12 protein-coding genes are annotated in these 12,051 nt (G+C 56.5%); 7 read left to right on the forward strand and 5 right to left on the reverse strand.

Features of this window, described 5'->3' with window-relative positions; translation table 11 throughout:
* Positions 1-14: 14 nt before the first annotated feature.
* From ACZRKO_RS04130 to ACZRKO_RS04145, 4 genes are all read right to left on the reverse strand, one after another.
* Positions 15-923 (reverse strand): amino acid ABC transporter permease, encoded by a 909-nt coding sequence (locus tag ACZRKO_RS04130; protein WP_463735974.1) that lies wholly within the window; start codon positions 921-923, stop codon positions 15-17.
* Positions 916-1,446 carry a GNAT family N-acetyltransferase gene (locus ACZRKO_RS04135; protein WP_463735975.1) on the reverse strand — a complete coding sequence of 177 codons (531 nt, stop codon included), beginning with the start codon at positions 1,444-1,446 and terminating at the stop codon, positions 916-918. Before ACZRKO_RS04135 ends, ACZRKO_RS04130 begins: the two co-directional genes overlap by 8 nt.
* Positions 1,447-1,470: 24 nt before the next feature.
* Positions 1,471-2,403, reverse strand: a complete 933-nt coding sequence (locus ACZRKO_RS04140; protein WP_463735976.1) for an ABC transporter substrate-binding protein — start codon at positions 2,401-2,403, stop codon at positions 1,471-1,473.
* Positions 2,404-2,612: 209 nt separating this feature from the next.
* Positions 2,613-3,797 (reverse strand): M20 peptidase aminoacylase family protein, encoded by a 1,185-nt coding sequence (locus ACZRKO_RS04145; protein ID WP_463735977.1) that lies wholly within the window; start codon positions 3,795-3,797, stop codon positions 2,613-2,615.
* Positions 3,798-4,037: 240 nt separating this feature from the next.
* On the opposite strand from ACZRKO_RS04145, the gene ACZRKO_RS04150 reads away from it, so the two are divergent.
* The 7 genes from ACZRKO_RS04150 (at position 4,038) to ACZRKO_RS04180 (ending at position 10,736) form a co-directional block, all read left to right on the forward strand.
* Entirely contained in the window at positions 4,038-5,408 is a 1,371-nt protein-coding gene (locus ACZRKO_RS04150) for an LLM class flavin-dependent oxidoreductase (protein ID WP_463735978.1), read from the forward strand.
* Positions 5,409-5,583: 175 nt separating this feature from the next.
* Positions 5,584-6,411, forward strand: coding sequence for an ABC transporter substrate-binding protein (locus ACZRKO_RS04155; RefSeq protein ID WP_463735979.1), 828 nt, complete (start codon positions 5,584-5,586; stop codon positions 6,409-6,411).
* Between the two features lie 14 nt (positions 6,412-6,425).
* Positions 6,426-7,259, forward strand: a complete 834-nt coding sequence (locus ACZRKO_RS04160; RefSeq protein ID WP_463735980.1) for an amino acid ABC transporter ATP-binding protein — start codon at positions 6,426-6,428, stop codon at positions 7,257-7,259.
* Positions 7,259-8,044, forward strand: coding sequence for an amino acid ABC transporter permease (locus ACZRKO_RS04165; RefSeq protein WP_463735981.1), 786 nt, complete (start codon positions 7,259-7,261; stop codon positions 8,042-8,044). The genes ACZRKO_RS04160 and ACZRKO_RS04165 overlap by 1 nt, the downstream gene beginning before the upstream one ends.
* Positions 8,034-8,726, forward strand: coding sequence for an amino acid ABC transporter permease (locus ACZRKO_RS04170; protein WP_463735982.1), 693 nt, complete (start codon positions 8,034-8,036; stop codon positions 8,724-8,726). The genes ACZRKO_RS04165 and ACZRKO_RS04170 overlap by 11 nt, the downstream gene beginning before the upstream one ends.
* Before the next feature lie 40 nt (positions 8,727-8,766).
* Entirely contained in the window at positions 8,767-9,177 is a 411-nt protein-coding gene (locus ACZRKO_RS04175; RefSeq protein ID WP_463735983.1) for a VOC family protein, read from the forward strand.
* Positions 9,178-9,323: 146 nt separating this feature from the next.
* Positions 9,324-10,736 carry an EmmdR/YeeO family multidrug/toxin efflux MATE transporter gene (locus ACZRKO_RS04180; RefSeq protein ID WP_463735984.1) on the forward strand — a complete coding sequence of 471 codons (1,413 nt, stop codon included), beginning with the start codon at positions 9,324-9,326 and terminating at the stop codon, positions 10,734-10,736.
* Positions 10,737-10,814: 78 nt separating this feature from the next.
* Here ACZRKO_RS04180 and ACZRKO_RS04185 read toward each other — a convergent pair whose 3' ends face one another.
* The gene (locus ACZRKO_RS04185) at positions 10,815-12,035 is read right to left on the reverse strand and encodes an amino acid deaminase (protein WP_463735985.1); all 1,221 of its coding nucleotides are present in this window, start codon (positions 12,033-12,035) and stop codon (positions 10,815-10,817) included.
* Positions 12,036-12,051: the final 16 nt, after the last annotated feature.

The raw sequence follows: 12,051 nt of genomic DNA on the forward strand, positions 1-12,051 counted from the left end.
TGCTCCTTCACGGCTTAGCCGCGCGCCCACAGGCGGAATCGTTGGACAGGCGTCGGGCGAAGTTCGCGCACCGCACCGCGTGAGAAATAACGTTCGACGTAATACTGCAACACCGACAGCACGGTGGTGATGACCAGATACCACACCGCCGCCACCATCAGCAGCGGGATCACCTGCTGTGTACGGTTGTAAATCACCTGCACGGTGTAAAACAGTTCCGGCATCGACAGCACATAAACAATCGATGTGCCTTTTGCGAGGCTGATCACTTCGTTAAAACCGGTCGGGATAATCGCCCGCAACGCCTGCGGCAGAATAATGCGAAACGTGCGGCGGTAACCAGGCAGGCCGAGAGCCGCCGCGGCTTCGTGCTGGCCGTGTTCCACCCCTAAAATGCCGCCACGGATGATCTCGGCGGTGTAGGCCGACTGCACCAGCGACAGACCGAGTACCGCGACGGAGAACTGATCAAGCAGATCGACAGTCGGGTGGCTGAAAAACTCAATCGAGGTAAAAGGAATACCGAACGACAGGCTGTCGTACAGATAGGAAAAGTTGTACAGAATGATCAACACCAGTAGCAGCGGCAGTGAACGGAACAGCCAGATATAGCCCCAGGCCAGCGCGTTCAGCAGGTAAGATTTCGACAGGCGGGCCAGCGCCAGCGCGGTGCCGAAGATAATACCAAACAGCGTACCGAGCAGGGTCAGCAACAGCGTTTTCGCCAGACCTTCAAGGATGACCGGTTCGAAAAACCACTGGCGGAACACTGACCACTCCCAGCGCGGATTAGTGGCAATCGACTGGACGATCACCAGCAGAATAAACAGTGAAAAGACCGCCCCGACCAGCCGCAGCGGGTAGCGGGCGGGCACAACTTTCAACGGTGGCTCATCGTTTTGGCGAAGCGGGATTTCAGTCATACACGTTCTCCGCCACGTTCAGCGCCGCTGCCTGTGTCACCGGCAGTGTTTTGGTAAACGGCAATCTGCCGTCATACGGCGGTAGAGAGTAGACAACCGGATCCACACGGGTATCGAACTGTGGCTGATAACCGTTGGAGAGATACAACCCGACGGCTTCGGGCTGGCGGAAACCGGTGGTTAGAAACAGCTGGCGGTAACCTAATGTTTGCGCCCGTTGCTCCAGCTCAAGCAGGATTTTTTGTGCCAGCCCCTGACGGCGTAACGTGCGGTCGGTCCAGATGCGTTTCAGCTCGGCAGTCTCGGCGTCGTAGCGTTTGAATGCGCCCATTGCAATGGGCACCCCCTCACGCAGCAACACCACAAACACGCCGTCCGGCGGCGCGTAATAGCTCAGCGGCTCCACTTCCTGTTCGCCAAAATAGTCACCGTAACGGGCGCGGTATTCGCCGAACAGTCCGTCGATCACCGGTGCGATCAGCGGGTCATCCGGCAGGGTTTGAATAAAAATATCCTGGCTCATGGTCGGCTCCTGCTGAGCGTGATGTTAGTCGCCGAGACCCGGCGGGTTGATTTCAGAGTGGTCGATCTTCTCGACGCTCTCGCCCCAGCGGTTCAGCACTTTCAGATAGCTGCCGCTGGCGATGGCGCTGTTAAGCGATGCCTGTACGGCGTCCACCAGTCCGTTGCCTTTCTTGAGCGTCACGGCGATGTTGGCGGTTTTCGGCCAGCCACCGGCGACAGTACCGACCAGCACGGTTTTTCCGGTCAGCAGCGCTTTATAAGCGCCCGTGACGTTCGGCCCGAAGGTGGCGTCCGCGCGTCCTGACTGGATAGCCAGCGTGGCGGCAGCGTCATCGGTCACATATTGCGGCTGGAAGGGGGCCAGACCTTTGGCCTGATTCTCTTTATCCCAGGCCAGCAGAATGGCTTCCTGATTGGTGCCTGAACCGACGATGATCTTCTTACCGGCGATATCCGGCGCGGAGGTGATGGATTTAATTTTGCTGCCGGTTTTCACATAAAAACCCAGCGTATCCTGACGGTAGGTGGCGAAATCGAATTTGGTTTTGCGCTCTTTGGTGACGGTAATGTTGTAGATGGCGGCGTCATATTTGCCGGACGTCACCCCAAGCGGCCAGTCTTCCCACGAGGCGGGAACCACTTTAAGTTTAAGCCCCAGGCCGTCAGCCACCAGACGGGCGATGTCCGCCTCACTGCCGATCACCGTTTTATTGTCACGGGCAAACAGCCCGAAAGGCGGTGCGCTGCCTAAAACGGCCAGCGCCACGGTCAGTGTACCGGGTTCCACAAACTTAAAATTGGCCGGAATCTTTGCCGCCGCTTCTGCACTCTTTGGTGTGTTAATCGGCGTTTCATTGGCGATCAGGTCAATGCCCGGTGCGGCATTCGCCAACCCGGAGAAAAGGACCACGGCGGCCACGGCGGTTAATTTAGCTAATTTAGCGCTATGCATCATTTTTGTTATTATCCCTTATATTCTATTTGTATAGGTTTATGCCGGTGTTGAATTCACTATTCCCGAGCGCTGCCGGGATGTAAAACAACAAAATTAAATAACTAAACTGATAAAATAGAAATAAAACGCCGGATTTTAAAATAGCAAAAAATGCCCGTCCGACGCGGGAAGTAACCGGACGGACAGGCATTGATTTGATGGAGAATAGATTACTTCGAGGTCAGTTCATTCAGCGCTTTTTCCGCTAATTGCTGGAAATAGACGGCCGCCGGGTATATGGCTTTTTCATTCGGATTAAATTTAGGGTGATGTAAGCCGAATTCGCTGGCCGAACCGATGCTGACAAACGCGCCGGGCACATGATGCAGATAATGTGCGAAGTCTTCGCCGCCCATTTGTGGCTCAGAAAGTTCCACGTTGTAACCCGCCTCACGGGCAGCTTCGCTGGCAAATTCGGCCCAGCGCGGCGTGTTGACGACTGCTGGCGGGCCGGGGAACCAGAACAGTTCGGCTTCGGCCCCCAGTGCCTGGGCGACGCCGCCGATGACTTGACGAATTTTTTCCGGCACCTGTTCGCGGATTTCTGCATTGTGGGTGCGCACCGTGCCTTCGAGGAACACCTCCTGCGGCAGCACGTTCCAGGTATTGCCGCCCTCAATACGGGTCACACTGACCACCACCGACTCTTTGGTGCTGAAGTGGCGGCTGACCAGCGTTTGCAGGGCGGTGACAATGTGGCTGGCGGTGACAATGCTGTCCACGCCATCTTCCGGGTGCGCGGCGTGCGCGCCTTTGCCGGTTATGGTTATCTGGAAGCGGTCAACGTTAGCGTAGAATGCGCCACCCTTGGTCGAGAAGGTGCCGACCGGCAGTTGCGGCGCATTGTGCAGACCAAAAATCGCATCGACGTTGCTGAGCGCACCGGCTTCAATCAGTTGTAATGCACCGTTAAAGCGCTCTTCGGCGGGCTGGAAGAACAACCGCACGCGGCCCTTAAGCTCCGCCTCCCGCGCTTTTAGCAGGTAAGCCGCGCCGAGAACCACCGAGGTGTGAAAATCATGGCCGCAGGCGTGCATCACGCCCGGCTGTTGCGAACTGAACGGCACACCGGAAATTTCGTTAATCGGCAGGGCGTCAATATCCCCGCGCAGCGCCACCATCGGGCCTTCCTGCGGGCCAATTTCAGCCACCACGCCGGTCTTCAGACCGAGATCCAAAATGCGGATCCCGGCGTCATTCAGCCAGCCGGTGATGCGCTGAGTGGTCGCGAACTCGTGGTTGGAGAGCTCCGGGTTTTGATGCAGTTCACGGCGATGGGCGATCAACTGCGCCTCAAGGGAGGCGGGCGTGTTGGACGCGGATTCGCGTGTTTCATCAGCAGAGTGAAGGCTCATAGTGTTTACGTCCTATTTTATTAATTAGCAGGAGATCGAATGCTCGGTGTAATCCTGAACGTTTTTCCCCGCTTTACTAAATATCCTCTGGTTATCAATTATATCTTTTTGAGTTTATTGTCCTGATCTTCATTAGCGAATTAATGACATTAGAATGACGGTTTTTATATTTAGGTGCGGGTGAAAACTATCGCATTCTTTTCACAGTGAATCACTGAACTGAATATAGGAAGCCCGATCATGAGCCAATCAAATCTGTCTGTCCCGAAAGCGACAAATAAAAAAAGTATAAAACTGGGCCTGATGCTGCATGGCGCCGGTGGTCATATGAATTCATGGCGACATGAAAAAGCGCCGGCGGATGCCAGCGTGAATTTCCCTTATTTCCGCGAACTGGCGCTGAAGGCCGAAGCCGCTAATTTCGACTTTCTGTTTGTGGCAGACGGGCTGCACATCAACGAAAAATCCCTGCCGCATTTCCTTAACCGGTTTGAACCGGTGGCGCTGCTGTCGGCGCTGGCCTCGGTGACGCACCGTATCGGCCTCGCGGGGACGATTTCCACCTCCTACAGCGACCCGTTCACCGTGGCGCGCCAGCTGGCGAGTATCGACAATATCAGTAATGGGCGTGCAGGCTGGAACGTAGTGACCTCGCCGCTGGCGGGGTCGGCGAAGAACTTCGGTAAAGACCACCCGGAGCACGCGCTGCGCTATCAGATTGCTGAAGAGTACATCAGCGTGGTGCAGGGGTTGTGGGACTCATGGGAAGACGATGCCTTTATCCGTGACCGTGAAAGCGGAGTATTTTTCGATGCCGCCAAGCTGCACAAGCTGAACCATCAGGGGCAGTTTTTCTCGGTGGAGGGGCCGCTGAATATCAAGCGTTCGCAACAAGGCCAGCCGGTGATTTTCCAGGCTGGTGCTTCTGAGGCTGGCATCGCGCTGGCGGGGAAATCTGCCGACGCGGTTTTTACCAACGCCCGCACGCTGGAAGAAGCCAAAGAGTATTCGTCCAAACTCCAGACGCAGGTGGCGAAAAATGGCCGTCAACCGGTGGGGATTTTCCCCGGTATCAGCCCGATTGTCGGTGCGACCGAAGCCGAGGCCGAAGCCAAATATCAGACACTGCTGTCGCTGATTTCCGTTGACGATGCGCTGGCGTATCTCGGGCGTTTCTTCGACCATCACGACTTCTCGCAGTATCCGCTGGATGCGCCGTTCCCAGACGTCGGCGATCTCGGCCAGAACACCTTCCGCTCGACCACCGATCAGATCAAGCGACTGGCGAAAGAGCATAACCTGACGCTGCGCGACGTGGCCTTTCAGACTACGCTGCCAAAAGGCGAATTTTTCGGCACGCCGGAGCAGGTGGCCGACACCTTTATCCGTTGGGTCGAAGAGGGCGGTGCCAGCGGTTTTATCATTAGCGGCCCTGTGCTGCCTGAAGCGCTGGAGGACATCACGCGTTTAGTGCTGCCGGTACTGGCTGAACGCGGATACTGGCATCCGGCGACGGAGAGTCAAACCCTGCGTGAGCGCTTAGACATCCCTTATAAACATAACCGCTATTCTCACAAGAATGAAATACGCCAAAAGGTGGCAGTCGGTTAATTCTATGTTAATAAGTTTTTCTTATATTTTCCGATGCTATTGATATGAGTTTTTGTTCGTAGTGCCGTTTTCTGGCCTGTGTAATTCTCTGCTTTACAAGATAAAAAAGTCCGCAGGTCGCTGGCCTGCGGGTCCCCCTTTCTGCCAATTTGGCGGTTCCTGATAAGGAAAACACATGGCCCGTAACGCACGTTCTTTGTCTTCACTTTCCGCGCTGACCCTGCTGGTACTTAGCAGCGTCACCACCTTTGCCGCCCACGCTGACCAACTGTCGGACATCAAAAAAGCCGGTGTGATTAACGTCGCGACGTTTGACTCCAATCCGCCGTTCGGTTCCGTCGATGCCAAAACCCATGACATCGTGGGCTACGACGTTGATTTCGCTAAAGCGCTGGCAAAATCCCTGGGCGTGAAGCTCAAACTGGTGCCAACTAACCCTGCGAACCGCATCCCGCTGTTGCAGTCCGGCAAAGCCGACATCATCGTTGCGGATATCACTATCACGCCGGAACGCGCCAAAGTGGTGGATTTCTCCGTACCTTATTTCGTGACCGGCCAGCAGTTCCTGGTACCGGCCGGTTCGCCTGACAAACTGGACGCCTACGCCACGGCGCGCATCGGCGCAGTCAAAGGCACTACCGGCGAGCAGGAGCTACACAGCCGTTTTCCGCAGTCCCGTGTGCTGGCGTATGACGATATTCCGCTGGCGCTTTCCGCCTTGCGTAACGGTAACGTGCAGGCCATCACTCAGGACAGCACCATTCTGGCCGGTTTGCTCGATGGTGCGCCGGACAAAGCCAAGTACAAAGTCTTACCTGAATTGCTGAGCAAAGAAGAGATCGGCGTCGGGGTGAAAAAAGGCGAATCCAGCCTGCTGAAAGCGGTGAACGACGAGTTGCTGAATCTGGAAAAAACCGGCGACGCAACCAAGATTTATAACGTCTGGTTCGGACCACAGACCAAATCACCGCAACCGCGTTTGTTTAAGATCGAAGCAAAATAATCAGGCAGGCCCTTATGCAGCAACCCTCTTCAACAACCGCAGACTCGTCTGCGGTTTTTTCACATCCAGAGTCTCACGGCAAACCGGTCGCCGTGGAGTTTCGTCAGGTCAGTAAATCTTTTGGCCCGCATCAGGTGATCCGTCATGTCGATCTGCGTGTCGCCGCCGGTGAAGTGGTGGCGATTTGCGGGCCGTCAGGCTCGGGGAAATCGACGCTGATCCGGCTGATCAATCATCTCGAAACGCTCAGCGCCGGTGAGATTTTACTCCACAACCAGCCAACGGCCGGGCTGAGCGGCAGGGCGTTGCGCGAATTGCGCACCCACATCGGCTTCGTGTTTCAGCAGTTCAATCTTTACGCTCATCTGGACGCGCTGGATAACGTCAGCCTCGCGCTGGTAAAGGTGCACGGCTGGAAGCAGGCGCAGGCACGGGAAAAGGCCCGCGAACTGCTGGAACGCGTAGGGCTGGCGGACCGCGCGCACCACTTTCCCTCGCAGCTTTCCGGCGGCCAGCAGCAACGGGTGGCCATCGCCCGCGCGCTGGTGACCGACCCGAAAATTATCCTGTTCGATGAGCCGACCTCGGCGCTGGACCCTGAAATGATTGGTGAAGTGCTGCTGGTGATGCAGGCGCTGGCTCACAGCGGTATCACCATGATTGTGGTCACTCATGAGATGAGTTTTGCCCGCGAAATTGCTGACCGCGTAGTGTTTATGGACGGCGGCGAAATTCTGGAACAGGCCGACCCCGAAAGCTTCTTCACCCGTCCGGCGCATCCGCGTGCACAGCGTTTCCTGCAAAAAGTGTTGTTTCCGTTGCAGGCGGCCGCCGGGAGGGAGAGCTGATGGCGTGGCATCTTGACTGGGCAGGGGTTTTAACCGGCCAGCCGTTGCAGTGGATCATCTCCGGTTTCCTCACCACGCTCTACGTAACGATCGCCGCAAGCCTGCTCGCGACCTTACTGACGCTGCTGTTGCTGGCACTGCGTTTAGCGCCGGGGCGGGTGGGGCGCTGCATTGTGGCGGCGTATGTATCAATATTTCGCAATACGCCATTGCTGGTACAGCTGCTGTTCTGGTACTTCGCGGCTTACGGCGCACTGCCGCAGGGGTTGCGGTTATACATCGGCGATGTGCATCCGTGGGCGGTTTTACCGGTCAACGTCTCGTGGCTGACGCCCGAGTTTCTCTGCGCTGCCTGGGGGCTGGCGCTGTTCAGCACGGCATTTCTGCTCGAAGAGGTGCAGGCCGGGCTGAATTCGGTGCCTCACGGTCAGACCGAAGCGGCGGTGTCACAGGGCTTTAGCCGCTGGGCGATGCTGCGCCACGTTTTACTACCACAAGGGCTGATTAACGCCTGGCAGCCGATCACCGGCCAGTATCTCAACCTGATGAAGCTCTCCTCACTGGCGACCGGGATTGGTTTCTCCGAACTCACCTATCAGATAAGCCAGATTGAGAGCTACAACGCTCATGCGCTGGAGGGGTTTGCCGTCGGCACGGTGTTGTATCTGCTGCTTGGTCTGGTGATGGGCTGGGTATTGATTGCTCTGGGGCCGAAGCGTCCGGGTCAGCGTCAGCCATTACTGCTGACCACGGTGAAAGTGCAAGGAGACGGTCATGGAGTTTGATTACTCGGTATTGCACGATAATTTCACCTATCTGCTGTGGGGAAGAGTCGCGGACGGCGAGCCGGGCGGCGTGCTGCTGACGCTGATCATGGCGCTGTCTGCCGGGGCCATTGCGCTGGTGCTTGGTGTGCTGATGGCGGCGCTGGCGTGGCGCTTTGGTGGCTGGACGCGCCGCTTGCTGTTCCTCTGGGCCGACTTTATCCGCGGCATTCCGCTGATTTTTGTGATCTTCTGGCTCTACTTCCTGCTGCCGGTCATCTTTGGCAGTTCGATGCCGGGCGCGCTGACGGTGATCCTCGCGCTGGCGTGGTTTACGTCGGCGGCGGTCATGCATTCAACGCTGGCCGGGCTGGAGTCGTTACCCACCGGGCAGAGCGAGGCAGGGCTAGCCTCGGGCTTCAGCCAGTGGCAGGTGCTGCGCCTGTTGCTGCTGCCTCAGGCGTGGCCGAACCTGCTGCCCTCTTATTTGGGATTGCTGATTTCACTGCTTAAAGACACCTCGCTGGCGTTTATCGTTAATGTACCTGAGCTGACCACCGTGGCCGGGCAGGTTAACAACCGCGTGCAGATCTATCCGGCGGAGATTTTCCTGTTTATCGGTCTCATCTACTACCTGCTGTGCGCTACGCTGGCGGGGATCGCCGGGAAATGGATGAAGGGAAAAGTGGCTAAAGCATTGTAGAATGCGGGTGCCAAACACAGGATTATTCAGGGAGATAAAAGTGAGAATTCAGAAGCGAGGGATGGGGTATATCGCCATTGTTGTCGATGATTATGACCGGGCCATCAGCTATTACACCGAACAGCTTGGTTTCACGCTGATAGAAGATACGCCGCAGGAGGGCAAACGCTGGGTGGTGGTGGCACCTACGCCTGAAAGCGAGTGTCATTTGTTGCTGGCGCGGGCATCGACCGCCGCTCAGGAAACGTTTATTGGTGATCAGTGCGGCGGACGGGTGTTCCTGTTTTTGCACACCGATGATTTCTGGCGGGATTATCATGCGATGACAGACAAGGGCGTACATTTCTGCGAAGAGCCGCGCGAAGAAGAGTATGGCACCGTGGTGGTGTTCGAAGACCTCTACGGTAACCGCTGGGATTTGTATCAGAATGTGCAGGCTGCGCAGCCGTGATCTCAGGGCGGGAGTGGCCTGAGGTCGGGCTGCCCCGTTTTTTGCGCTGAATTTTCCGCTTCTTTGCGAGAAAAGACTTTGCAAAACAGGGATGTTTTTACCATTCTTAGTTCAGGTCCCGTCCTCTCCTCATAGCTGGAACTATCTTGCAAAACATCAGAGTCACCGTGCAGCAGGCGTTGGATCGCACTAAGTGGTATCACAAACGACGTTCTAACCGTGTGCTGTTCTGGCGTGAAATTACCCCTCTGGCGATACCGATATTTTTCGAGAATATGTGCGTATTGCTGATGGGCGTCCTCAGTACGTTTCTGGTCAGCTGGCTGGGCAAGGAGGCGATGGCGGGAGTCGGGTTGGCCGACAGCTTTAACATGGTGATCATCGCATTCTTCGCGGCGATTGATCTCGGCACCACCGTGGTGGTGGCCTTTAGCCTCGGCAAACTCAACCGCAAACGGGCGCGCGCCGCGGCCAGACAGTCGCTGGTGCTGATGACCGGCTTTGCGTTTCTGCTGGCGCTCGGTATTGAGTTCGCCGGGACGCACATTATCGATTTGATTGCCGGCAGCGCCGAGCCGCGGGTCAAAGCCTTAGCCCTCAACTATCTCACCATCACCGCCTGGAGCTATCCGGCTGCCGCCATTGCGCTTATCGGCTGTGGTGCGTTGCGTGGAGCGGGCAACACCAAAATCCCGATGCTGATCAACGGCGGCATGAACATTCTCAATATTATGATCAGCAGTGTGCTGATTTATGGCTGTTTTGGCTGGGGCGGTCTGGGTTTCACCGGTGCCGGATTGGGGCTGACCATCGCCCGCTATATCGGTGCGGCGGTGGTGATTTATGTGCTGATGATTGGCTTTAACCCCGCGTTACGTATTCCCCTGAAGAGTTATTTCAAACCGCTCAATACCGGCATCCTGATGGAAGTGCTGAGCATTGGCGTGCCCGCCAGTATTGAGTCGGTGCTGTTTAACAGCGGGAAGTTGCTGACGCAGGTTTTCGTGGCAGGCATGGGCACCGACGTTATTGCCGGTAACTTCATCGCCGCGTCCATTGCGTCCCTGATTAACCTGCCGGGAAACGCCCTGGGCTCGACTTCAACCATTATCGTCGGCACGCGGCTGGGCAAAGGGCAGATGACGCAGGCTGAGCATCAGCTTAAGCATATCTTCTGGTTGTCGACGATTGGCCTGTGTGCGCTGTCGCTGCTGTCGGTGCCGCTGGCCGGGGTTCTGGCGTCGTTTTACACCCAGGAGGATGACGTTATTCACGTGGTGAAAGTGCTGGTGTGGCTCAACGCAGCATTTATGCCTTTCTGGGCGGCGTCATGGGTGCTGCCCGCCGGGCTGAAAGGCGCGCGCGATGCCAAATTCACCATGTGGGTGTCACTGCTGAGTATGTGGGGCGGACGAATCGTCGCCGGGTATCTTCTGGGCGTTGTGCTGGGCTTTGGCGTGGTGGGGATCTGGCTCGGCATGTGTCTTGACTGGATCATCCGCGGTGCCTTCTTCTACTGGCGTCTGGCCAGCGGCAAGTGGCTGTGGAAATACCGCTAAGCGCATAACGCCAAAAAGCCCGCCGGCGTTTTTCTCAGGCGGGCTTTTTTGATCATGCAAAGGCAACATGGGCTCCCGTCAGAATGCGGTCTCCAGGGTCTCCAGCACGTTGTAATTCTCATCGACCAGCAGCAGCGCTTTCCATTTGTCGAAGGTCAGACAGGGGTGAGATGTGCTGAACACCAGAATATCCCCCACCTGCACGTCGGCCTCAGGAGGCAGTTCCAGCATCGCGTGCTGGTCCATAATACCCGTGGTTTTGATGCTTTCTGCCGTCAACGGAAGTGCTTTACCCTGACGGTAATGCGCCACCGGCTGCGGCAGACCAGCGTCGAAGGCGCTGTCGCGCTTGCCGAAGTTCACAATTGCACGGCCACTTTCCGGCACCGATTGCACCATTGCAACCAGTTCCAGCGCTGAAACCAAATCACCACCCAAATCACAGGCCACACGGTCGCGGGCCATCAGGTCGTCTTGTGCCTGCTGATAAATGCCTGCGTCGTGGGTGATGTAGCAGCCGGGGCGAATCACCACGCGGCAGTTTGCCGGTTTTTGTGCTTCCAGCCAGACGTTACACACTACGTCATACCAGACTGATCCTGCGCCCGTGAGGATAAATTCCCCTTCGACATAGCGCTCAAGCTGGCAGGCAAGGGCTGCGGCATCGCGTAACAACGCTTCCACTTTGGGCTGCGGATTTTCACCGTGCAGCACCCCTTCGTAGAGTTCGAGGCCGCGTAAATGTAAGCCCGGCAAGCCTGAAATCTCTTCTGCCAGCAGCAGGGCCTGCGCGGTGGTACGGCAGCCGCAGCGCCCGCCGGGTACGCCCAGCTCGATCAAAATATCCAGCTGCTGGTTCTGCGCGCTGAAAAATGCAGAAAGGATTTTGGCATTGGCAAGGCTGTCAACGCAGCAGAGGTAATCGACGTCCTGATATTCATTTTTGAGCGCTGAAACCAGCTGCATATTCGCTTTGCCCACCAGCTGGTTAACCATCAAAACCCGCTTCATGCCGCTTACCATCGCGATACTGGCCTGCCAGGCGCTGCCCACGCCAACGGCCCACGCGCCAGCACGCTGCTGTTGCTGAAAAATCCACGGCGTCATGGTGGTTTTGCCATGAGGTGCCAGCGATACGCCACGGGTATCGGCATAGCGTTGCATCCACTCAATGTTATTTTCCAGAGCGGATTTTTTGATCACAGCGGCGGGCAGGCAGACATCTTCATTCAGCATGTTGGCTGGGGAAAATAGGAGTGCTGACTTGTGCGGAACGAGGTTACTTTCTTGGTATTTCATAACATAATTCCTTTCA

The sequence above is a fragment of the Ewingella sp. C233 genome, assembly GCF_055407225.1.

Excerpts from the sequence above, each read along its gene's own strand:
- ACZRKO_RS04130 (WP_463735974.1), bottom strand. The coding sequence starts at position 923 with ATGACTGAAATCCCGCTTCGCCAAAACGATGAGCCACCGTTGAAAGTT.
- ACZRKO_RS04135 (WP_463735975.1), bottom strand. The coding sequence starts at position 1,446 with ATGAGCCAGGATATTTTTATTCAAACCCTGCCGGATGACCCGCTGATC.
- ACZRKO_RS04140 (WP_463735976.1), bottom strand. The coding sequence starts at position 2,403 with ATGATGCATAGCGCTAAATTAGCTAAATTAACCGCCGTGGCCGCCGTG.
- ACZRKO_RS04145 (WP_463735977.1), bottom strand. The coding sequence starts at position 3,797 with ATGAGCCTTCACTCTGCTGATGAAACACGCGAATCCGCGTCCAACACG.
- ACZRKO_RS04150 (WP_463735978.1), top strand. The coding sequence starts at position 4,038 with ATGAGCCAATCAAATCTGTCTGTCCCGAAAGCGACAAATAAAAAAAGT.
- ACZRKO_RS04155 (WP_463735979.1), top strand. The coding sequence starts at position 5,584 with ATGGCCCGTAACGCACGTTCTTTGTCTTCACTTTCCGCGCTGACCCTG.
- ACZRKO_RS04160 (WP_463735980.1), top strand. The coding sequence starts at position 6,426 with ATGCAGCAACCCTCTTCAACAACCGCAGACTCGTCTGCGGTTTTTTCA.
- ACZRKO_RS04165 (WP_463735981.1), top strand. The coding sequence starts at position 7,259 with ATGGCGTGGCATCTTGACTGGGCAGGGGTTTTAACCGGCCAGCCGTTG.
- ACZRKO_RS04170 (WP_463735982.1), top strand. The coding sequence starts at position 8,034 with ATGGAGTTTGATTACTCGGTATTGCACGATAATTTCACCTATCTGCTG.
- ACZRKO_RS04185 (WP_463735985.1), bottom strand. The coding sequence starts at position 12,035 with ATGAAATACCAAGAAAGTAACCTCGTTCCGCACAAGTCAGCACTCCTA.